This is a genomic window from Thiococcus pfennigii (assembly GCF_016583835.1).
Lineage (GTDB): Bacteria > Pseudomonadota > Gammaproteobacteria > Chromatiales > Chromatiaceae > Thiococcus > Thiococcus pfennigii.
Genome location: NZ_NRRW01000004.1, coordinates 95,737 through 115,626, shown reverse-complemented (window position 1 = coordinate 115,626; position 19,890 = coordinate 95,737). Strand labels below are relative to the sequence as shown.

19 protein-coding genes are annotated in these 19,890 nt (G+C 70.9%); 9 read left to right on the top strand and 10 right to left on the bottom strand.

The window, feature by feature from the left end; genetic code table 11:
• Positions 1 to 7: 7 nt before the first annotated feature.
• The 8 genes from CKO41_RS02650 to CKO41_RS02615 all read right to left on the bottom strand — a co-directional run bounded on the left by CKO41_RS02650 (position 8) and on the right by CKO41_RS02615 (position 7,653).
• Positions 8 to 1,147: an AAA family ATPase gene (locus CKO41_RS02650; RefSeq protein WP_200381172.1), complete on the bottom strand. Its 1,140-nt coding sequence runs from the start codon at positions 1,145 to 1,147 to the stop codon at positions 8 to 10.
• A 355-nt stretch (positions 1,148 to 1,502) separates the two neighbouring features.
• On the bottom strand, positions 1,503 to 3,194 hold the full coding sequence (locus CKO41_RS02645; RefSeq protein WP_200381171.1) for a BatD family protein: 1,692 nt from the start codon (positions 3,192 to 3,194) through the stop codon (positions 1,503 to 1,505).
• Between the two features lie 96 nt (positions 3,195 to 3,290).
• Positions 3,291 to 3,812, bottom strand: a complete 522-nt coding sequence (locus tag CKO41_RS02640; RefSeq protein ID WP_200381170.1) for a phosphatidylglycerophosphatase A family protein — start codon at positions 3,810 to 3,812, stop codon at positions 3,291 to 3,293.
• Positions 3,793 to 4,743 carry a thiamine-phosphate kinase gene (thiL, locus tag CKO41_RS02635; RefSeq protein WP_200381169.1) on the bottom strand — a complete coding sequence of 317 codons (951 nt, stop codon included), beginning with the start codon at positions 4,741 to 4,743 and terminating at the stop codon, positions 3,793 to 3,795. The genes CKO41_RS02640 and thiL overlap by 20 nt, the downstream gene beginning before the upstream one ends.
• 3 nt (positions 4,744 to 4,746) lie before the next feature.
• The gene (nusB, locus tag CKO41_RS02630; RefSeq protein WP_200248991.1) at positions 4,747 to 5,259 is read right to left on the bottom strand and encodes a transcription antitermination factor NusB; all 513 of its coding nucleotides are present in this window, start codon (positions 5,257 to 5,259) and stop codon (positions 4,747 to 4,749) included.
• 1 nt (position 5,260) lies between these two features.
• Positions 5,261 to 5,728 carry a 6,7-dimethyl-8-ribityllumazine synthase gene (gene ribH, locus CKO41_RS02625; RefSeq protein WP_200381168.1) on the bottom strand — a complete coding sequence of 156 codons (468 nt, stop codon included), beginning with the start codon at positions 5,726 to 5,728 and terminating at the stop codon, positions 5,261 to 5,263.
• Positions 5,729 to 5,774: 46 nt separating this feature from the next.
• On the bottom strand, positions 5,775 to 6,896 hold the full coding sequence (gene ribBA, locus CKO41_RS02620) for a bifunctional 3,4-dihydroxy-2-butanone-4-phosphate synthase/GTP cyclohydrolase II (RefSeq protein ID WP_200249002.1): 1,122 nt from the start codon (positions 6,894 to 6,896) through the stop codon (positions 5,775 to 5,777).
• Between the two features lie 97 nt (positions 6,897 to 6,993).
• Positions 6,994 to 7,653: a riboflavin synthase gene (locus CKO41_RS02615; RefSeq protein ID WP_200381167.1), complete on the bottom strand. Its 660-nt coding sequence runs from the start codon at positions 7,651 to 7,653 to the stop codon at positions 6,994 to 6,996.
• Between the two features lie 136 nt (positions 7,654 to 7,789).
• Between CKO41_RS02615 and CKO41_RS02610 the strand changes: the two genes are divergently transcribed.
• The 4 genes from CKO41_RS02610 to CKO41_RS02595 all read left to right on the top strand — a co-directional run bounded on the left by CKO41_RS02610 (position 7,790) and on the right by CKO41_RS02595 (position 11,019).
• The gene (locus CKO41_RS02610) at positions 7,790 to 8,371 is read left to right on the top strand and encodes a hypothetical protein (RefSeq protein ID WP_200381166.1); all 582 of its coding nucleotides are present in this window, start codon (positions 7,790 to 7,792) and stop codon (positions 8,369 to 8,371) included.
• 256 nt (positions 8,372 to 8,627) lie between these two features.
• Entirely contained in the window at positions 8,628 to 9,308 is a 681-nt protein-coding gene (locus CKO41_RS02605) for a response regulator transcription factor (RefSeq protein ID WP_200381165.1), read from the top strand.
• Complete coding sequence (locus tag CKO41_RS02600) at positions 9,298 to 10,581, top strand: sensor histidine kinase (RefSeq protein WP_200381164.1); 1,284 nt, start codon at positions 9,298 to 9,300, stop codon at positions 10,579 to 10,581. Before CKO41_RS02605 ends, CKO41_RS02600 begins: the two co-directional genes overlap by 11 nt.
• 96 nt (positions 10,582 to 10,677) lie before the next feature.
• Positions 10,678 to 11,019 carry a hypothetical protein gene (locus tag CKO41_RS02595; protein ID WP_200381163.1) on the top strand — a complete coding sequence of 114 codons (342 nt, stop codon included), beginning with the start codon at positions 10,678 to 10,680 and terminating at the stop codon, positions 11,017 to 11,019.
• A gap of 192 nt (positions 11,020 to 11,211) precedes the next feature.
• On the opposite strand, the gene CKO41_RS02590 is transcribed toward CKO41_RS02595, so the two are convergent.
• Both CKO41_RS02590 and CKO41_RS02585 read right to left on the bottom strand, forming a co-directional pair.
• Positions 11,212 to 13,152, bottom strand: a complete 1,941-nt coding sequence (locus CKO41_RS02590) for a tetratricopeptide repeat protein (protein WP_200381162.1) — start codon at positions 13,150 to 13,152, stop codon at positions 11,212 to 11,214.
• A 22-nt stretch (positions 13,153 to 13,174) separates the two neighbouring features.
• A complete protein-coding gene (locus CKO41_RS02585) occupies positions 13,175 to 13,723 on the bottom strand; it encodes a plasmid pRiA4b ORF-3 family protein (protein WP_200381161.1) in 549 nt (182 codons plus the stop codon).
• Between the two features lie 405 nt (positions 13,724 to 14,128).
• Between CKO41_RS02585 and CKO41_RS02580 the strand changes: the two genes are divergently transcribed.
• The 5 genes from CKO41_RS02580 (at position 14,129) to CKO41_RS02560 (ending at position 19,851) form a co-directional block, all read left to right on the top strand.
• Positions 14,129 to 14,755: a class I SAM-dependent methyltransferase gene (locus tag CKO41_RS02580; protein WP_200381160.1), complete on the top strand. Its 627-nt coding sequence runs from the start codon at positions 14,129 to 14,131 to the stop codon at positions 14,753 to 14,755.
• A gap of 532 nt (positions 14,756 to 15,287) precedes the next feature.
• The gene (gene cooS / locus CKO41_RS02575) at positions 15,288 to 17,342 is read left to right on the top strand and encodes an anaerobic carbon-monoxide dehydrogenase catalytic subunit (protein WP_200381159.1); all 2,055 of its coding nucleotides are present in this window, start codon (positions 15,288 to 15,290) and stop codon (positions 17,340 to 17,342) included.
• On the top strand, positions 17,329 to 18,309 hold the full coding sequence (locus tag CKO41_RS02570) for an ABC transporter substrate-binding protein (RefSeq protein WP_200381158.1): 981 nt from the start codon (positions 17,329 to 17,331) through the stop codon (positions 18,307 to 18,309). The genes cooS and CKO41_RS02570 overlap by 14 nt, the downstream gene beginning before the upstream one ends.
• Position 18,310: 1 nt before the next feature.
• Positions 18,311 to 19,081, top strand: coding sequence for an ABC transporter permease (locus CKO41_RS02565; protein ID WP_200381157.1), 771 nt, complete (start codon positions 18,311 to 18,313; stop codon positions 19,079 to 19,081).
• Complete coding sequence (locus CKO41_RS02560; protein WP_200249035.1) at positions 19,078 to 19,851, top strand: ABC transporter ATP-binding protein; 774 nt, start codon at positions 19,078 to 19,080, stop codon at positions 19,849 to 19,851. The genes CKO41_RS02565 and CKO41_RS02560 overlap by 4 nt, the downstream gene beginning before the upstream one ends.
• Positions 19,852 to 19,890 lie beyond the last annotated feature (39 nt).

Genomic DNA, 19,890 nt, shown 5'->3' with positions numbered 1-19,890 from the left:
CCTCCCGTCAGAGCACGACGAAGCGCAGCCACCACTCCCGCAGCAACCGCATCTGGAAGCGGTAGCGGCCATCGGCGGCGCGGACCAGGTAGCCGTCGGTGCACAGGGTGTCGAGCAGGTCGCGCAGCTCCAGCTCGCTGACGAGTTGATCGCCACGGGTCAGGGCCGCGAGCAGCAGGCCGGTGTCGGCACCGGCGTCGGCCTTGGCCACGGTCTCCAGGACGCGATAGAGCCGCGCGCGGTCCGGCTCGGGGAAGTTGCGATCCAGATGCTCGCGCCAACTGGCCCAGTACAGGCGTTTGTCCAGGTCCAGCAGCCGGTCCATCGCCGCATCGACCTGGCCCAGGTCCACCACGCTGCCGGCCGCGGCGCGGGCGCAGGCATCTTCGGCGATGCGCTCGAGATAGTAGGGCGACAGCCAGCCGAGCCGCTCGCACACGCGATCGGCCGCGCCGTCGCGCAAGGCCAGGCCGCGCCGCGCGGCGAGGTCGGCGAGAAAGCCGCGCGCCGTGTCGGGCGAGAATGGCCCGAGTTGAAACGGGTCCAGATCGTTCAGCGCCCCCTCCACGCGGTGGCGGCGCGCGACGCCATCGAGCCCGATGGAACCGGCGTAGAGCCAGCGGATACGCCGGTGCTTCTGCCGCATTCCGCGAAGCCAGTACAGGAAGTCGCGAATGGCGGCGGCGCCGTCGCGCTCCTGCAGTCGTTGCAGGAAGACCGGCAGCTCGTCGACCAGGATCACCCAGGGCGGGTCGTCCTGGTGGTCGTCGATGTGATCGAGCAGGGCCTCGGCGAAGGCCTGCCAGTCCGTGCGCACCAGCAGGCCGCGCCAGCCTTCCTCCGCCTGCGCGCCGCCGCCGTGCAGCAACTGGGAAAGGCGTTGGGCGAAGCTCGCCATCACCCGCTTCCCGGTGCTCTGCTCCTCCTGGATCGAGGCGCAGCACTCGCGGAAGAACGCCTTCTCGTCCATCAAGCCCTCGACATCGAGCAGGATGGCGCGGAAGCGGTTGGCCGGGGCCGTCGCGAACAGGTGATTGAGCAGCACGGTCTTGCCGATGCGCCGCGGCGCCAGCATCAGCAGGTTGCGGCCGGCGGCAAGCTGTTGCCACAGGGCAGCGGTCTCTTCCAGTCGATCGAAGCAGGGCATGGGGACCTCCGAGCTTCAAGTCCATGCGCAGACTAACACAACAAATCCGTTGCGCAACGGATTTGTTGTGTTGTGGTGTCGGGGCCAGAGCGGCACGCAGGAGGACTCCCTGCCGCGGATCGTCTGCGAACTTGGCAACCAGGGCGGGGCGCCGTTCGGGGGATGAACCCTGTTGTAACCACGCGGACACCCAGCGGGCCTTCGTGGCCCGCTGGTCTTCCTTCGCGTCGCCTCCCTGACGACCTGGGTGTCCGGCCTCCGTCGGAGCAACCGTCCGGCTTCGATCGGCCGACTGTCCGCCGGCCTTCGATGTGTCCCGTCTGAGTAGAAAAGGCGCTGGGCGCGCCTTCTCCGCCTAACGATCCTCCTTCGCCAGTCCCTTCCAGACCGGCTCGCGTTCCCACGGGATCGGTTGCGGGCTGAAGAAGGCCTTCTCCAGCAGCGCGATCTGGCTGCGCAGCGGTTCCGGGCAGCGCAGGACGAGGCGGGCGAGGTTGCCGGGCGGGTCGTCGGGCCAGCGCAGCCGCGACCAGGCGAGCAGGGCCTCGCGCGCGGCGGCGGCGTTGCCGGCGGTGTAAGCCGCGCGCACGGCGGCGACCGCCTCGGCGCGCGGGTCGCGCGGCGGGTCAGGCTCGGGGGTCTGCGGTGTGTTCGTCTTGGTCGACGCCGGGTCCTGCCGGCGCGAGCGGCGGGTGGCCAGATAGAGGAGGTAGACCAGGATCGCGAAGCCGGGCACCAGCCAGGGGCCGCGCTCCTCGCCCGCGCCGCGCGGCGCCGGCGGCCTGGCCTCGGTGCCGACCGTCTGTACCTGGGCGGACGAGCCGCCCGCCGCGGTGGTGCCGGCGACCAGCGTGACGGGCGGCAGGGTCGCGACCTGGGCCGCGTCGCGGGCCGTGTCCCACCAGGCGAGGCGCAGCTCCGGGAGGCGGAAGCGGCCCGGTTCCGGGGCGGTCAGGTAGATCCGTTCGCGGCGGTGGCCGACGACGCCCTGCGGGGTGCGCTCGTCCCAGAGCTCGGGCGGGGCGCGGCGCACCTGGAGCTCGAAGGGTGCGGCGACGGGGAGCTCCGGCAGGGCGCTGGCCGGCAGGCCGTCGGCGGTGATGGAGATGACCCGCTCCAACGCCTCGCCCGGGGCGACCGTGCGCTCGCCGCTCGGTTCGGTCTCGCTCAGTCCGACGGCGCGGGCGGGCAGCCAGGGCTGCTCGTCGGCCGCGGCCGGGCGGGGCTGGACGGCGACGGTCAGGGCCTCGGAGGCGGCGCGCAGCGATTTCGGTCCTGATCCCGGCGCGCTCGGGGTGTCGGCCTCGAACACGAGGGGCGGGATCTCGAGCGGTCCTGGGCGCTGCGGGAAGAGGGCGTAGCGGCGCTCGTAGATCTCGCCGCTGTGTTCCTCGCCGAGCGGCACGACCTCGGCGCCGTCGGGCTGCGGGTCGGCGAGACGCGCGGCGCGCAGGGGGCCCTCGCGCGCGACACGCACCGTCAGGAGCAGCTGCTGGCCGACGCGCACCTCGTCGGGGGTGACCTCGGCCGCGACCGTGGCGCGCGCCGGCACGGTGCTCGGCGCCGGTTCGCCGATCGACATGGTCGGTACGGCGGGGTCGGGTATCGGCGCGAGCGCTGAGCCCTCGGTCACGGTCAGGCGCAGCGGGGCGCTGGCCTCGTCGCCGACCTCGATCGGCGGGATCGTCACCTCGCCGGTGCGGGTCGGGAGCAGGCTCAGGGTCAGTCGGTAGCGTTCGCTGCGCTGGCCATCGACGATGGTGACGCTCGTCTGGGTGCGGCGATCGAGGATGCGGAAGTCGGCGTCGAGCCCGGACAGGTCGAGCGGGCTGGAGGCTGAGGCGGTGGCGCCGCTGAGCTCGATGATCAGGTCGACCGGTCGGTCGCTGGGCGTCGTCGCCTGCGTCAGCCAGGCCCGGATCTCCGCCGCCTGGGCGGTGGTCGTCCAGTACATCAAGAGGCCGAGCAGCAGGCCGAGCGGCAGGGGTGAGGTCAGCCGTCGGGGTCGGCGCCCGCTCGCCGGCCGCTTCGGGTCCGAGATTCGCATCGTCCGCGCCATGGCTTCCTCCCGTCGAGGTCCGATGCCTTGATTGTTGGGCGCCCGGCCGGTTTTTGCGAGCGATGGGTGGCCGCGCCGGGCCCCTCAGCCGAACGCCAGATGGAGCGCCTGGAGGACGCCCCAGGCCATCAGGCCGGCGACCAGGTCGTCGAGCATGATGCCGAGGCCGCCGTGCAGGTCGCGATCGAGGACGCGGATGGGCCAGGGCTTGAGGATGTCGAAGAGGCGGAACAGCAGAAAGCCGATGAGGACCCAGACCCAGCCGGGCGGCGCCGCGATCAGGGTCACGAGGAGGCCGACGACCTCGTCCCAGACGACCGGCGAGGGGTCGTCGACGCCGAGCTCGCGGGCCGTCTTGTCGCAGGCCCAGACGCCGATGGCGAAGGAGGCGGCGACGAGCGCCAGGTAGGCGACGAGCGGCAGCGGCGCGACGAGCAGATAGAGCGGGATCGCGGCCAGCGTGCCGGCCGTCCCGGGCGCCCAGGGCGAGAGACCGGAGCCCGCGCCGTAGGCCAGCCAGTGGTGAGGGCGGCGCCAATCGAAGCGCGCCACGACCCGGCCCGCCTTGAGGGGACCGGGCCGGGGCTCAGGGGGCGAAATGGTCATAGCCGCTCCTCGCGAGGGGCCAGAGGTCGCCGTCCGGGCCGCGGCAGCGCAGCCCCGGCGCGGCCGTGATCTGCCCGATCAGGGTCACCGGGCAATCGGGTGTCGAGCGCGCCTCGAGCTCGGTGCGGCGCGCCGCCGGGATCGTGAAGCAGAGCTCGTAGTCGTCGCCGCTCGCGAGCGGCAGCCCCCAGTCGCCGCTCGCGGCGACGACGGCCGCGACCTCGGGCCCAAGCGGCAGGGCCGCGAGCTCCAGGTCGGCGCCGACGCCGCTCGCCGCGAGGATGTGCCCGAGATCGCCGGCGAGCCCGTCGGAGCAGTCGATCATCGCGCTCGCGAGCCCGGCAAGCCGTCGGCCGAGGGCGACGCGCGGCTCGGGGCGCTCCAGCCGTCGGCGCAGCGTCGCGCTCGGTGCCTCGCCGGCGGCGAGCTGGCGGAGCGCGAGGCCCGCATCGCCGACGGTGCCGGAGACGCAGACGAGGTCGCCCGGGCGGGCGCCGGCGCGGGTCACGGCGAGCCCGGGGGCGACCAGGCCGTGGACCTGGATGCTCACCGTCAGCGGGCCGCGCGTCGTGTCGCCGCCGACCAGCTGGACGCCGTGGGCGGTGGCGAGTTCGCCGAGGCCGCGGGCGAAGCCGGCGAGCCAGTCGGGGTCGCTCTCGGGCAGCGTGAGGGCGAGCGTCGCCCAGGCCGGCTCGGCACCCATCGCCGCGAGGTCGCTCAGGCCCACGGCGAGCGACTTGTGGCCGAGGGCCTGCGGGTTGCAGTCGGCGAAGAAGTGGACGCCGGCGACCAGCGTGTCGATGCTGATGGCGAGTTGGCGGTCGGGCGGCACCGCGAGCAGCGCACAGTCGTCGCCGATGCCGCAGAGGACGTCGGCGCGGCGGGCGCCGAGCGCGGCGAAGTAGTCGCGGATCAGGTCCCGCTCGGACACGGGTCAGCGCGGTGGCGTCGTGGCGGTCCGGGGGTTGGCCGGCGGCCGCGCGCGGGCGAGCCGGTCGAGCACGCCGTTGACGTAGCGGTGCCCCTGCTCGGCGCCGAGCAGCTTGGCGAGGTCGATCGCCTCGTTGATGGCGACCTGGTAGGGCACCTCGGGGCAGAACAGGATCTCGAAGGCGCCGAGCCGCAGGATCGCCCGCTCGACCGGGTCGACCTGGGCCAGCGGCCGGTCGATGGCCGCCTGGAGCTGCGCGTCGATCGCGTCGAGTTCGCGCGGTACGCCCTTCAGCAGGCGGTCGAAGAGGCCCAGGTCGAAGCGCCGATCGCGGCGCGCCGCGGCGTCCTCCACCGCCTCATCGGCCTCGCCGCGCAGCCCGGCGGCGACCTCCTCGAGCCACTCCGGGTCGTCGAGGAAGTCGCTCGCGATCTCCTGCGGCGGCTTGCCGGTGAGCTGCCACTGGTAGAGGGCGAGCACGGCGTAGCGCCGCGCCAGGCGACGGGGGCTCGACATCTCAGTCGAGCGCCCGCAGCAGGCTGACCATCTCGATCGCCGACAGGGCCGCCTCGGCGCCCTTGTTGCCGGCCTTGGTGCCGGCGCGCTCGATCGCCTGCTCGATGGTGTCGACGGTCAGCACGCCGAAGGCGACCGGAAGGGCGTACTTGAGGCTGACCTGGGCCATGCCCTTCACGCACTCGCCGGCGACGTACTCGAAGTGCGGTGTGCCGCCGCGGATCACGGCGCCCAGCGCGATGATCGCATCGTAGCCGCCCTTGGCGGCGATGCGTTCGATGACGACCGGCATCTCGAAGGCGCCGGGCACGCGCACGATGGTCAGATCGGACTCCTGGGCGCCGTGGCGCTTGAGCGTATCGACGGCGCCGGCGAGCAGCGACTCGACGATGAAGCTGTTGAAGCGCGAGACGACGAGGCAGAAGCGGGCCTGCTCGACGTGCAGCAGCCCCTCGACGGTGTGGATCATCGGGCGGACCCTCGTGTTCCTGTGGTGATGGGTTGGTCTGGGCCGGTCAGGCGCCGTCGCCGCCGAGGTATTCGACGACCTCCAGGTCGAAGCCGGAGATGCCGTGCATCGAGCGCGGTGCGCTCATCACGCGCATCTTGCCGACCCCGAGATCGGCCAGGATCTGGGCGCCGATCCCGTAGGTGCGCAGCGCGTTGCGGTCCTGGCGGCGCGGCGGCACGCGATCGTCCTCGTCGTGGAGTTGGAAGTCGCGCAGCCGCGCCAGGATGTCGGTGGCATTGTCGCGGTTGCGCAGGACGACGATGACCCCCTCGCCCTCGTCGGCGATCTGGCGCATCGCATCGCGCAGCGGCCAGCCGCAGGCCGAGTGGCGGGTCGCGAACAGGTCGCAGACGGCATTCTGCAGGTGCACGCGCACCAGGGTCGGGCGCTCGGCCGAGATCTGGCCGCGGGTCAGCGCCAGGTGGACCTGGTCATCGATCGTGTCGCGGTAGGCGGCGACGCGGAAGGGGCCGTACTCGGTGTTGAGTTCGCAGTCGCCCTCGCAGCGCACCGTCTTCTCGTTGCGCACACGGTAGTGGATCAGGTCGGCGATGGTGCCGATCTTGAGCCCGTGGGTCGCGGCGAAGGCCTCCAGATCCGGGCGGCGTGCCATGGTGCCGTCTTCGTTGAGGATCTCGACGATGACGGCGGCCGGCGACAGGCCGGCGAGGCGGGCCAGGTCGCAGCCGGCCTCGGTGTGCCCGGCGCGCACCAGCACGCCGCCCGGCTGGGCCATCACCGGGAAGATGTGCCCGGGCTGCACCAGGTCGTGCGGCGAGGCGTCCGGGGCGACCGCGTCGCGGATCGTCTTGGCCCGATCGGCGGCCGAGATGCCGGTACTGATCCCGACGGCGGCATCGATCGAGACCGTGAAGGCCGTGCCGAGCGGCGCGTTGTTGTCGGAGACCATCAGCGGCAGGCGCAGCCGCTCGCAGCGCTCCTTCGTCAGCGTCAGGCAGTGCAGGCCGCGGCCGTAGCGGGCCATGAAATTGATGGCCTCGGGCGTCACGCAGTCGGCGGCCATCAGGAGGTCGCCCTCGTTCTCGCGGTCCTCGTCGTCCATGATGACGACCATCTTGCCGGCACGCAGGTCGTCGATGATTTCTTCGATTGAGTTCAAGGCCATGGCAGCAAAGGGAGATCGCTCGGCTGGACGCGGGGAAGCCCCATAGGTTAGCAGACGGCGCGCGCGGGCGTCATATGGATTCGCGCCCGCGCCGGGCTCACCTCAGGAAGCCGTGGCGGGCGAGGAATTCCTCGGTGATGGCGCCGGCGTTCGGATCGGCGGCGCGCTCGCCGAGGACTAGGCGCTCCAGGTAGCGGGCGATCAGGTCCACCTCGAGGTTGACCCGGGTGCCCGAGCGGTAGCCGGAGATGATGGTCTCCTCCAGCGTGTGGGGGACGATCATCAGCTCGAACTCGGCGCCGGCGACGCGGTTGACCGTGAGGCTCGTGCCGTCGATGCCGATCGAGCCCTTCGGCGCGATGTAGCGGGCCAGCTCGCGCGGGGCCTGGAGCCGCAGCCGCCAGGCGCGCCCGTCCTCGCGGAATTCGAGCACCTCGCCGACGCCATCGACGTGGCCGCTGACCAGGTGGCCGCCGAGCGGTGTCGACAGGGTCAGGGCCTTCTCCAGATTGACCCGACTGCCCGGCCCGAGCGCGCCGAGCGTCGTCAGGGCCAGCGTCTCGCGCGAGACGTCGGCGGCGAACTCGGCGCCGCCGAGCGCTACCGCGGTCAGGCAGGTGCCATTGACGGCGATGCTGTCGCCGATGACGACGCCGTCCATCGCCAGCTTGCCGGTCGCGATGACCAGCCGCACATCCCCGCCGCGGGGCTCGAGCCGGCGCACCTCGCCGACCGCCTGGATGATACCGGTGAACATAGGGTGACTCCGTAAAAGGCCTGCACCGGCCTCGCCGGCCGTTCGATTATGCCGCGAACCGCCGGGCGGCACAGCAAGCGGCGACCGTGGGACAATCGCTGCGGTCCTTCCCTTCGACTGCCGATGCTCAACGACGATGCCTGCCACGATCCTGACCAAGCTCCAATCGATCATCGACGAGATCGACCGCAACGGCAACGCCGACCGCCTGCGCCTCACCGTGCTGAAGAAGTGGTTCGAGTCGCCCGACCGGTTGCGGGCCTTCGCCCTCTGGCTCGCGGGCCGGGCGCTGGCGCGCGGCCGCCCTCGGGCGACCGGGGAGGCCCGCGCGCTGTTCGACGAGGTCGAGGTCCTCCTCTCGGCCCCCGGGGTCGCCGAGAACGGTCCGGGTTGGTCGGCGGCGAGGGGGTTGTACCTTCGCCTGCGGGCATTCCAGAACGACTACACCCGGCTCGCATGGGGGCCAGTCCGGGAGATCGAGGACTGGGACCTGCTGCTGATCGAAGAGGCACTCGCCATCTGGCTCGAGATCCGGCCCTCGCCTGCGTCCGGCTACCAACTCGCGGCCGATTACTGCGTGCACTACGGTTCGGGCTACGGCAGTGGCCTGAACGGGCCATCGCGCGAGCGGGTGCAGGAGATCATCGACTTCGTCCGGGGCTACGAGCGCGGCGCGGACGCCAGGCTCCAGATTCGAGAGGAGGGGCGCCGAGGATAAGTGACGATGCAAGAACAACCGGCGCATCTTCTGAACTACGAAATGCGCGAAACACGCGAAAAAGCAGAATATACGCTGGAGAATCTGCCATGTTTTCGCGACTTTCGCGCATTTCGTAGTGTCTTGTCTTCCGCGTGCTTGTATCGGTTGTTTCCGCGCCGTTCCTAAGCCGCCTCGCCGCCTTCTCCGGGGGGCGACCGCCGTGCGCGTCTTCGTGGCGCCCGCCCGGCCTCGCCGCATCTGCTACTGTAAGCGCATGCACCTGCTGTTGATCGAAGACAATCCGGACCTGGTCGGCAACCTGATCGACTTCTTCGAGTCGCGCGGGCATACGGTCGAGATCGCACAGAACGGTCTGGTCGGGCTGAGTTTCGGGCTCGAAGGCCGCTACGACGTGATCGTGCTCGATCTGATGCTGCCGGGGATGGACGGGCTCGAGGTCTGCGCGCGGCTGCGCGAGGCCGGGGTCGCGACGCCGGTGCTGATGTTGACCGCCCGCGACACCCTCGCCGACAAGCTCGATGGCTTCGGCTACGGGGCCGACGATTATCTGGTCAAGCCGTTCGCGCTGCCGGAGCTGGAGGCCCGTCTGACTGCGCTCGCCCGACGGGCGCGCGGCGAGACGACGCGAGCCCGGCTTGCGGTCGCCGATCTGGCGCTCGACCCCGAGACGCTGCGGGTCGAGCGCGGCGGGCGGCGTATCGAGTTGGCGCCGATCCCGTTGCGCATCCTCGAGGTCCTGATGCGCCGCTCGCCGGCGGTCGTGCGCCGCGCTGAGCTCGAGCGCGCGGTCTGGGGCGACGATCCGCCGGACAGCGATGCGCTGCGTACCCACATCCACATTCTGCGTGGCGCCATCGACCGCGAGGCGGACGAGCCGCTCGTGCAGACGGTGCGCGGCATCGGCTACCGGCTCGTTGCCCCGGATGAACGCTAGGCGCAGCCTGCGCAATCGGGTGGCCATCACGCTGGCCGCGTTCGCCGCCTTGGTCAGCCTGTCGCTTGCGACCCTGATGTACCTTGCCTCGCACGACCTGGAGCGGCGTCTGGTCGACGAGACGCTGACCGCCGAGCTCGACGACTACATCGCCCGGCGCGCGCGCAATCCCCAGTCGTTGCCGGAACGCACCGCGACCATCCGCGCCTTCTTCGTCGCCCCGAGCGGTGGCACGATGCCGGTCCCGCCGGCCGTCGCGGCGCTGCCGCCCGGGCGCCACGAGCTGGTCCTCGACGGCACGCCATACCGCGCCGCGGTGCGCCGCGTCGATGACCAGCGCTTCGTCGTCCTCTTCGATGTCAGCGCCCTCCAACGCCGCGAGCGGCTCTTTCTCGTGCTGCTCAGCGTCAGCGTGGCGCTGATCACGGTCGTCGCGGCGGTCTCGGGGCGCTGGCTCGCCTCGGGCGTGATCGCGCCGGTCACGCGTCTGGTGCGGCGCGTCGCCGGGCTTCAACCGGGCGAGGCGCCGCCGCCACTCGCCGGCGAGTTCCCGTGGCACGAGGTCCAGCAGCTGGCCGCCGACTTCGACGGCTATCTCGCGCGCCTGCACGCCTTCGGCGAGCGCGAGCGGCTCTTCACCGGCGACGTCAGCCACGAACTGCGCACCCCGCTCGCCGTGATTGCCGGCGCGGCCGAGCTGCTCGCGGCCGACCCGACGCTCAGCGAGCGCAGCCAGGCGCGCGTCGCCCGCATCGGGCGCGCCGTCGCCGAGATGGGCGAGATGACCGCAGCCCTGCTGGCGCTGGCGCGCGAGCAGGGTGCGGGGCCACGGGCAGAGGCGCCGCCGTGCGACGTCGCGGCCGTCGCCGAGGAGCTCGTCGAGCGCTACCGGGCCTTGTTCCGCGCCAAGCCGGTGGCGCTCAGGCTCGAGGTCCGCGCGCGTCCGCAGCTGGCGGCCGACCGGGCGGTCCTGTCGATGGTCCTCGGCAATCTGCTGCGCAATGCGTTGGGCTTCACGCAGGAGGGCGAGGTCGCGCTCCGCATCGAGCCCGACGCGCTGGAGGTGCACGACACCGGCCCAGGCATCGCGCGGGCGATCGGTCGGCACGGTGGCGATCTCTTCCGGCCGTACGTGCGCGGTCGCGACAGCGACGGGGCCGGCCTCGGGCTATCGCTGGTTCAGCGCCTCTGCGCCCGTCAGGGCTGGCGGATTTGGCTCGCCGACCGGCCGGGCGGCGGCACCATCGCCCGGCTCCTCTTCGGGGGACCTTGACGCTCCGTTGACTGCCCCTTGGCGTTCGCTTCACCGGGATGGCGGTAGGCTCCAGCCTGGTTCTAGTCGATGGCCGCCTTTGCAGAGGAGCGTTCCATGGCGAACAGACACGATATGGGTTCAGGGGGCGCGTGCGGTCTCCTTTCGGGTCCGGTGGCGAAGGCGGCGGCGACGGCCGCGCTGATGCTCGTCGGGCTCGGTCTCCTGTCCCCGCTTGGCGCCGGCCAGGCGGCGCTCGTCGCCTTCGGCGCGGCCCTGGCGCTGGCCTTGGGCCGCCGTCTCCGTCCGGCTGCCCCGTTCGCCGCCCGACGGGCCGTCAAGGTCGACGGCGGCGCCGTCCCGCCGGTCGTTTTCCTTGCGCGTCGCGCCGCGCCAAGGCGTCCGATGGTCCTCGACGGCGGCAGCCTCGAGCACCGGCTCCTCGCCGCTCGCGCCTGAGGGGCGGCCCCGACCAGCCCCATCGACCCGAGTCTGGGACCTGGGGCCACACGGGCGCGCAGGACAGGGAATATGTGACTCGGCCCCTCGCCGGCGGGTCCATCGCCCCTCCAAGGCGCTGGGATCCCATGCGTGCCTCGCGGTGCGGTCGAGCTGGTCAGGCGCGATCGCCGCCACCGCTCGCAACCTTCCTCACTTGCCGAGCTTCGGCATCCACTTCGCTCGCTTGTGCTTCGGCATCCGAGCCAGCTGCGCCTTGGCGATCGCGAGCCGGCGTTCGTCGTCTTCGTCCTCGACCAGGCCTTCCAGGGTGGCGATCAGCGCCTGCGCACCCTCTTCGTCGCCGCGGGCACGGTTCAACACCGCGAGTGTCCCGTAGAGGAGGAAGTATTCCTGGATGTGCAGCGTCGGACGCTCGGCAAGACCCTTGAGCAATTCATGCGCCTCGTCGATCTGGCCATCCCTGATCAGCATGCCGGCCAGGTTGCAGCGGGCGAACAGATAGTCCGGGTGGCTGGCAACGACCTGGCGCAAGAGCGCTCGCGCCTCGCGCCCACGGCCCTGAGCGGAGTACAGGCCGGCCAGATTTCCGGAGGCCACCGGATGGCCCGGGCGCTCGGCGAGGAGCCGCTGGACCCGTGCCTCCGCGCCGGCGAAGTCGCCGTCATTGAAACAGGCGACCGACTCGCCGAGCAGCTCCGCGAGGTCCTCCGGCAGGTCGCTCGGTAGCGGTTCGCGCACGACCTCGGTGTTGATCAGCTTGACCTGCCGGACCTCGCCGTCGCTCCAGATCTCGACCCGCTGGTCGCGGGGCAGATGACCCTGCTCGACGAGGAAGCGCAGGAGGTCGAAGCGCTCGCCCTTGGTGCCGATCGGGAGCCGGACGAGCGACTCCAGCAGCGCGGCCGCCCCTTGGTCGGTGTGCGCGGCACGGCGTTTCAGGATCAGGAACAACAGATGCGCCAGGGCTGGGTCGCTGGCGAGACACAGGGCCTTCAGGTAGGCGTTGGAGGCCGTCAGCGCGTCGATCTGGGCGTTGATCTGCGCCTCGGCCTCGGGTCCGTCCCGCGTGGCACGCAAGGTGTTCAGCCAGCCCAGCGGGAGGGTCTGCCCGACATCGAACACCGCCGGGTAGCCCTGGCTCAGGGACTCCTGCCGGCCGGGGTCGAGGTTATTCTCCGCCAACCGGAATTGCGGCACGAGCTTCGCTGCCTCGTGCCAGAGCCGTTTGGCCTGCGCGGCCCGGCCCTGCCGGCAGGCCGCGCAGGCCGCGAGATGGCAGAGCATCGCCCGGGTGTTGGCTGGACCGGCGTCGGCGTCCGGCGTGCGCTCGAACCGGGTATAGGCCGGCCAGGCGCCATCGTGCCCGAGCAGCAGCAGGGCCTCGAGCTGTGGTACGGCGTCGTCGATGCGCCGTGCCGTCGCCGCGGCCAGCGGCGTGGCCAGACCCTGGGCGCCGGTTTCGTCACCCAGGTAGAGGCGCAGGCGCGCCGCGAAGGCCAGCGCCAACAGGTTGCCGGCGTCTGCGCGCCAGAAATCCAAGAAGGCCGCCAGGGCCTCCTCGATCTGGCCCAGGTGGAACAGGGATATCGCGCGATTGTTCCGCGCCGGGATCAGGTCCAGGCCCTCGAGCCGCTGGACGGCGTTGGCGAAGTCCTGGTTCTCCAGATAGACCTTGCCGATGTCGAAGCGGGCCATCTGCTCGATCGTCGCCACCGACCCGTCGGGCTGTCGCAGCAGCTCTGGCAGGTCGTCCTCGGGCAGGGGGAAACCGGAGACGCGAGCGCCGAGCGCCTGGAGCCGCGTGGCGGTCTGGTGGGCCAGCATCACATGGCTGCGCTGCAACGCATATTGGAAGAGCGCCTGCTGGGCGTCCAGGCTGTTGGGCCGCGCCTCCGCCCATTCGAGCGCCGCGACGACCGCCGCCTGGGGCCCGGCGCTCTGCGCCAAGGCCTCGACGAGCAGGCGGCGCGGTCCGCTCTGATCGGGCTGCGCCCGGATCAGGAGTCGCAGCCGGGTGATGGCGCTGGCGTAGTCGCGCCGCGCCAGCAGGCGCTCGATGGCCTTGAGCTGGCTCGTCGGCGCGGCCGAGGTTCGGGGCCTTTGCGCCTTTGTGGTCTTCTTCTTCGTCATGCGGGCCTCAGCGGCAATACTCTTACAAGAGGGCATTGACCTCGTCGATGTCGAATGCGCCCGGGTCGAACGCGCCGCCGACCCATTCCAGATAGCCCTCGTGCTCCGGGTGCTGCGGATCGGCGATCGCATCGAGAAAGTCACGATAGCCCCAGATCCCGCCGACGTCCTCCGGCGGGCAGGCGCGTTTGCCGCCGAGACAGAGGGGCAGTTGGGCGTCGGCGCCGACGAGCGCGATCTTCTCCAGCGTGACCTTGTGCCGCCAGTCGTCGCCGAAGTCGTATTCGTAGATCAGCGAATCCTGCTCGTGCCGCAAGAGCTGGCTCAACTTGTAGCGGGACTCGTCGAGGGTCTCGCCGAAGTCGAGGCCATCGTCCGCCATGCCGTATACGATCCCGTCCGCGACGAACTGGTGCAGGTGCGAGTTGGTCCATCCCATCGCGACCTGAATCGCCTCGTGAACGAGCGGCAGCGGCGTCGACCCGGCGATGAGCAGGCGCCGCCAGATCGGCGGCTTGGCGCCGACCAGGCTGATCTTCAGTTGATAGGCCGTGATCCGTTTGTCTGCCATGATGTCTCCGAAGGCATCGCGGGCGAAAGAGCAGCTGGTGGCTTGCAAGCGGTTGTTGGACCGACCTGGGCCGCTCGGGCTGCGCGTGTTGCGGCAATCGGCGGGGGCGGGCCGCTGCCCTGCATCACCTGCCAGTGATCCGACCGATCCCGAGGGCGATCGGGGCGGCCGGGATGTGCATCGTAACGGGCAGCATGGCACTGGGCTACCCGGCTCCGGCCGGTCCTCGATCTGTCGGTCTCTCCTCGCCCCCGCAGAGAGGCCAGGATCGTGCCCGCGAGGTCGGTTTGGCCCTCGCCCTGATCGCAGTCCGTGCGGACCTCGACGCCCGTGAACGGCGAATGACCCATACCGCGCGCGCCCGACTCGGGCGCCGGCGTGCGCGCCGCAGGAGGACGAAGGCCGATGAACCGTCGCGAGCACTGGGAGCGCGTCTACCTGGAGAAGGAGCCAGAGGCGGTGAGCTGGTATACGCCGCGGCTCGCTATCTCGATCGAGCTGATCGACGCCCTCGCGCCCGGTCCGGGGACGCGCGTGATCGACGTCGGCGGCGGCGCGTCGACGCTGCCCGACCACCTGCTCGACCTCGGTGCTGGCGCGATCACGGTGCTCGACCTCTCGGCCGCTGCGCTGGCACGTTCTCGGGCGCGGCTCGGCCGACGCGCCGACCGCGTGACCTGGATCGAGGCAGACATCAGGGCCGCCGACCTCCCGGAGGCCGCCTACGATATCTGGCACGATCGCGCGGCCTTCCACTTCCTCACCGATGCGAACGACCGCGCGCGCTACGCCGCGGTGTTGCACCACGCGCTGGCGCCCGGCGGCCGGGTCGTGCTGGCGACCTTCGCCCTCGACGGCCCCGAGCGCTGCAGCGGGTTGCCGGTCCAGCGCTACGACGCCCCGGCGATGGCGGCGGCGCTCGGCCTCGAAGGGCGGAGCGCGTTCGAGGTGGTCGACGAGCGCCGCGAGGTCCATACCACCCCTTGGGCTTCGACGCAGGCCTTCCAGTTCGCGGTGCTGCGACGCGTCTGATCGGGGGAATCCGGCGGTCGCCGGCGTCGCCGCCCGGTTTGGTCTCGACCTCCCCCTCCGCTCTCCCCGCAGTGCGCCCGATGCCCGCTGCGGCTGCGTCACCGCCTGCCTCGGCGCTCGGAGACCTGCCCCCGAGCCTTCCGTTTGCGACGCCAGATCGCACGACCTCCTGTCGCTGCACTGGCAGCGCGCCGCATCGGAGCGGCCCGCTTGCGGACGGATCTCGGCACGCCCGGTCCCGGGGTGTGCATGGCATGGCAGCCCGAGGCTTAGGGCGTGTCACGGTGAAGCAAGACGGTAAGGGCAGCCCATGGAATCCTGAGCTACAGAGATGTCGGCGTAGCGCAAGGCCGCTTCGCGGTCGGGTGATCCAGGCCGGCTGACGTCCTTGGTCGCAGGCAGTGGTCGGGGCCGACCGGATATCGCTTCAACCGTCTGTCGCTCCAGTGCCGCAAACGGCGGAGCCCACCTGCTCCGCACGGGCACCTCGGATCCTTCGAGGTATCGCCACGTCTTTGAGGGAGGGTGACCCATGGGTAGGCCGACTGACAGGTTTCCCAGCAAGGCCGATGTCATTGCCCGCACGCCGGACCCGGCCGTGCGCGCGATGCTCGTGCATCTGGAGCAGGCGGGGATCGATACGCCCTTCGATCGGTTCGATCGGCAGAAGCCCCATTGCGCCTTCGGCCTCGAAGGGACCTGCTGCAAGAACTGCCACATGGGGCCCTGCCGGGTGACCCCGAAGAAGCCGCGCGGCATTTGCGGCGCCGATGCCAATTTGATCGCGGCCCGCAACATCCTGCGCTGGACCGCGGCCGGCGTCGCGGCGCACGGCGCGCGCGGGCGCGAGGTGATGCTGGCGCTCAAGGGGGCCGCAGACGGCGCGCTCGACCTGCCGATCCTGGGGCCCGAGAAGGTGCTGGCCACGGCCAAGGCCTTCGGTATCGACGGCCCGGACAAGACCGTCGAGCAGCTGGCCGGCGAGATCGCGATGATCCTGCTCGACGACCTGTGCCGGACCTTGCCGGGGCCGCACCGGACGCTGGAGGCGATGGCCCCGCCGGAGCGGCTCGCGGTCTGGCGGCAGCTCGACATCCTGCCGGTCGGCGCCTATCACGAGGTCTTCGAGGCGCTGCACCGCACCGGCACGGGCACTGACGGGGACTGGGAGAATGTCGCGCGCCAGGTCCTACGCTGCGGGCTGGCCTTCGCCTGGAGCAGCGTCGTCGGCTCGGCGATCGCGATGGATTGCCTCTACGGCCTGCCGAGGCGCAGCCGGATCGAGACGAATCTCGGGGCCATCACCGAGGGGACGGTCAACATCGCCGTGCACGGCCACTCGCCGGTCCTGGTCGCCGCGATCGTCAAGGCGGCGCGGCGCGAGGATTTGGTCGCCGAGGCGCGTGCTTCGGGGGCCGAGACGATCCGGCTCTACGGCATCTGCTGCTCGGGTCACAGCGCGCTCGCCAAGTTCGGCGACATCACGCCGCTGGCCAACGCGATGGGCGCGGAGCTGGTCCTCGGCACCGGCGCCCTGGATCTGTGGGTGGCCGATGTGCAGGACATCTTCCCGAGCATCATGGATGTGGCCGCCTGCTTCCACACACGCGTCGTCACGACGAGCGATTCAACCCGCCTCCCAGGGGCCGAGCACATCGCCTTCGATCATCACCACTCGAACCTCGCCGAGGCGGATGCGCTGGCCGAGCGGATCGTCCGTCGCGGGATCGAGGCCTTCGGCGAGCGCCAGGACGGCAAGGTGTTCATCCCGCGGGCGCGCATGGAGGCGGAGGTCGGCTTCTCCGTCGAGAACGTGCTCGCGACCTTCGGCGGGGCGCAGGTGCTGCTCGATCACCTGAGATCCGGGCGCATCCGTGGCATCGTCAACCTGGTTGGCTGCAACAACCCGAAAGTGGTCTACGAAGAATCCGTCGTGCGCGTCGCCGAGGAGTTGATCGCGCACGATGTGCTCGCCCTGACCAACGGCTGCGCGGCCTTCGCACTGCTCAAGATGGGCTTCTGCCTCCCGGACGGACTGGCCGGGGCCGGGTCGGGGCTGGCCGCGGTCCTCGGGCCGTTGGCCCTGCCGCCGGTCTGGCACATGGGCGAATGCCTGGACAACGCGCGGGCCTCGGCCCTCTTTCGTGCCCTGTCGAACGCCGCCGAGGAGCCGCTGCGGCGGCTGCCGCTGGCCTTTTCGAGCCCCGAGTGGTCGAACGAGAAGGGCGTCGGCGCGGCGCTCGGCTTCCGCCTGCTCGGCGTCAACTCCTACCACTGCATCGCCCCGCCGGTCAGCGGTTCCGTGGAGGTCTCGCGCTTCTTCTTCGAAGGAACACAGGAGATCTTGGGCGCCGTCATGGTGATCGATCCGGACCCGATCGCGCTCGCCGGCCGCATCGTTGCCGACATGGACGCCCGCCGGGCAGCACTGGGCTGGGCGGCGGCGGGCGCACCGGCCGCGGCACGCCTGTCGACGCTGCGCCCCTGGCCGGGAGGGGGACACGCGCACCCGGGCCACGACCATGGTGACGGCGAGCACCATCATCACCATCACCACGAGGAGGAGCATGGCCATGAAAAGACGTGAATTTCTCAAGGGTGCAGGCCGCGCCATGGCGGCGGCGCCGCTGCTGTCGGTGATGCCGGGCACGATCGGCAACGTGCTGGCGGGCGGCCGCAAGGTGCGGCTCAAGATCGGCTATCTGCCGATCACGGATCACCTGTTGATGGTCGCCGCCGAGCGCGAGTCGTTCAAAACAGCCGCCATCGAGCCGATCAAGTTCTCGTCCTGGCCGGAGATCGCGGAGGCCCTCAAGGCCGGCGCCATCGACGGCGGCTTCCTGCTCACGCCGATCGGGCTGACGCTGCGGGCCAAGGGGGCACCGGTCCAGGTCGTCATGCTCGGGCATCGCAACGGCAGTGTCATCACCGTCAAGCAGGATGCCGGCATCGACCGCATCGAAGATCTCGAGGGCCGCTCGATCGCGGTGCCGAGCCCCTTTTCGACCCACAACATCCTGCTGCGCAAGGTCCTGACCGAGCATCGGATCGACCCCGCCAGAGACCTGCGGATCCTCGACATGGCCCCGCCCGAGATGGTCAATGCGCTGGCGACGGGACGGATCGACGGCTACATCGTCGCCGAGCCCTTCGGCGCCCAGGCCGAGGCGCTGAAGGTCGGCAAGGTCCTGATGCTGTCGAAGGACATCTGGCCGGACCACATCTGCTGCGTGCTCAACGTCCGCGAGGCGGTGATCGACAAGCACCCGGAGGCGGTCCAGGAGATGGTGTCGGGCATGGTCCGCACCGCGGCCTTCATCGCCGAGCGCCCGGCCGAGGCGGCCAAGGGCTCGGTCAAGCTCATCGGTCAGCGGCCGGCGGTCGTCGAGACGGTGCTGACGACGCCGGCAGGGCGGCTCACCTTTGACGATCTGGTCCCCAGGGAGGCCGACTTCGCCGCGACGCAGGACTACATGATCGCGTTCGGCATCGCCAAGGAGAAGGCGGACCTGGCCGGCTATCTGAACGCGGGCTTCATGGCCAGGGCGGCCTGACATGAGGCGGGGCCTCGTGCACCGTTTGGGCATGGCGACCCTGCCGGTCTGGATCCTGGTGCTGTTCGGCGGCGTCTGGGGCCTGATCGCCCAGTTCTATCCACCGGACCAGTTCCCCGGCCCCGCGGCCATGGCCCGGGCCCTCATCGAGGTGGCCATGGACGGCCGGCTGTGGACCAACACCTGGATCAGCCTGGTGCGCTTCGCTGGCGGCTATCTGCTGGCCGTCGCCGTGGCGGTGCCGCTGGGTCTCCTGCTCGGTCGCTTCGGCGTCCTGGGGCGGCTGTTCGATCCGCTGATCCAGGTCATGCGCCCGATCTCGCCGATCGCCTGGTTTCCGCTCGCGGTGCTCTGGTTCGGCATCGGCAATGCCCCCGCCATCTACATCATCTACCTGGCGGCCTTCTTCCCCGTGCTCCTCACCACCATCGGCGCCGTGCGCGGCATCCCGGAGGTCTACCTCAAGGTCGCGGCCAACTTCGGCGCCGACCCCAGGATGACCTTCCTGCGGGTCATCGTCCCGGCCGCCTTTCCCGGCATCATGGTCGGCCTGCACATCGCCGTCGGCACGGCCTGGATCCACCTGGTCGCCGGGGAGATGCTCGGCGCCCAGTCGGGGCTCGGCTACATGATCGTCGACGCCCGCAACTTCCTGCGCACCGACCTCATCATGGCCGGGATGCTGGTCATCGGTCTGCTCGGGCTCGCCATCTACCGCGGCATGCGGGTGCTGGAGCGCGCCGTCGGACGCTACTGGGGCCTGGGGCAATGACCGAAACGGCGAGCATCAAGATCCTGGCCGAGGGGCTGGAGAAGCGCTATCGCTCGGCCCGCGGCGGCGAACAGGTCGCCCTGACCGGCGTCGATCTCGCCGTCCCCGCCGGCGAGCTCGTCTGCCTGGTCGGGCCGAGCGGCTGCGGCAAGACCACGCTGATCAAGCTCATGGCGGGCTTCGAGACGCCGACCGGGGGCGTGCTCACGATCGACGGGCGACCGGTCGCCGAGCCGGACCCCGATCACATCATGATCTTTCAGGACTACGGCCTCTTTCCGTGGCGGACGGTATTCGGCAACGTCCTGTTCGGCCTCGAGGCGCGCGGTGTCCCGAGCGACGAGGCCAAGGCGCGCGCCCAGGAGGCGCTGCAGCTGGTCGGGCTCTGTGCCGCGGCCTACAAGCACCCCCACGAGATCTCGGGTGGCATGAAGCAGCGGGTCGCGATCGCCCGTGCGCTGGCCGTCGAGCCGAGCCTGCTCTTCATGGACGAGCCCTTCGGCGCGCTCGACGCCTTCACGCGGATGCGCCTCCAGGACGAGCTGCTCAGCCTCTGGCAGGGAAAGGGCTCGACGATCGTCTTCGTCACCCACGACCTCGACGAGGCCATCGCCCTGGGCCAGCGGGTGGTGCTGATGGCCGCCAACCCGGGGCGCATCCAGCGGATCATCGACATCGACATGCCCTACCCGCGGGAGCGCACCGATGGCGACTTCGCTGCCTACCGGCACGAACTCTTCGCCGAGTTCCACCTGCTGCACGAGGGGTGACGCGTCGCGCCCGAGCGCGCCGCGCTGCCCAGCGATTCC

Bases quoted from the DNA above. Each gene is read 5' to 3' on its own strand.
- CKO41_RS02645 (WP_200381171.1), bottom strand. From the start codon at position 3,194: ATGCGAATCTCGGACCCGAAGCGGCCGGCGAGCGGGCGCCGACCCCGA.
- CKO41_RS02570 (WP_200381158.1), top strand. From the start codon at position 17,329: ATGAAAAGACGTGAATTTCTCAAGGGTGCAGGCCGCGCCATGGCGGCG.
- CKO41_RS02565 (WP_200381157.1), top strand. From the start codon at position 18,311: ATGAGGCGGGGCCTCGTGCACCGTTTGGGCATGGCGACCCTGCCGGTC.
- CKO41_RS02615 (WP_200381167.1), bottom strand. From the start codon at position 7,653: ATGTTCACCGGTATCATCCAGGCGGTCGGCGAGGTGCGCCGGCTCGAG.
- nusB (WP_200248991.1), bottom strand. From the start codon at position 5,259: ATGTCGAGCCCCCGTCGCCTGGCGCGGCGCTACGCCGTGCTCGCCCTC.
- CKO41_RS02595 (WP_200381163.1), top strand. From the start codon at position 10,678: ATGGCGAACAGACACGATATGGGTTCAGGGGGCGCGTGCGGTCTCCTT.
- CKO41_RS02590 (WP_200381162.1), bottom strand. From the start codon at position 13,152: ATGACGAAGAAGAAGACCACAAAGGCGCAAAGGCCCCGAACCTCGGCC.
- CKO41_RS02610 (WP_200381166.1), top strand. From the start codon at position 7,790: ATGCCTGCCACGATCCTGACCAAGCTCCAATCGATCATCGACGAGATC.
- ribBA (WP_200249002.1), bottom strand. From the start codon at position 6,896: ATGGCCTTGAACTCAATCGAAGAAATCATCGACGACCTGCGTGCCGGC.
- CKO41_RS02560 (WP_200249035.1), top strand. From the start codon at position 19,078: ATGACCGAAACGGCGAGCATCAAGATCCTGGCCGAGGGGCTGGAGAAG.
- CKO41_RS02640 (WP_200381170.1), bottom strand. From the start codon at position 3,812: ATGACCATTTCGCCCCCTGAGCCCCGGCCCGGTCCCCTCAAGGCGGGC.
- CKO41_RS02585 (WP_200381161.1), bottom strand. From the start codon at position 13,723: ATGGCAGACAAACGGATCACGGCCTATCAACTGAAGATCAGCCTGGTC.
- cooS (WP_200381159.1), top strand. From the start codon at position 15,288: ATGGGTAGGCCGACTGACAGGTTTCCCAGCAAGGCCGATGTCATTGCC.
- CKO41_RS02605 (WP_200381165.1), top strand. From the start codon at position 8,628: ATGCACCTGCTGTTGATCGAAGACAATCCGGACCTGGTCGGCAACCTG.
- CKO41_RS02580 (WP_200381160.1), top strand. From the start codon at position 14,129: ATGAACCGTCGCGAGCACTGGGAGCGCGTCTACCTGGAGAAGGAGCCA.
- CKO41_RS02600 (WP_200381164.1), top strand. From the start codon at position 9,298: ATGAACGCTAGGCGCAGCCTGCGCAATCGGGTGGCCATCACGCTGGCC.
- CKO41_RS02650 (WP_200381172.1), bottom strand. From the start codon at position 1,147: ATGCCCTGCTTCGATCGACTGGAAGAGACCGCTGCCCTGTGGCAACAG.
- ribH (WP_200381168.1), bottom strand. From the start codon at position 5,728: ATGATCCACACCGTCGAGGGGCTGCTGCACGTCGAGCAGGCCCGCTTC.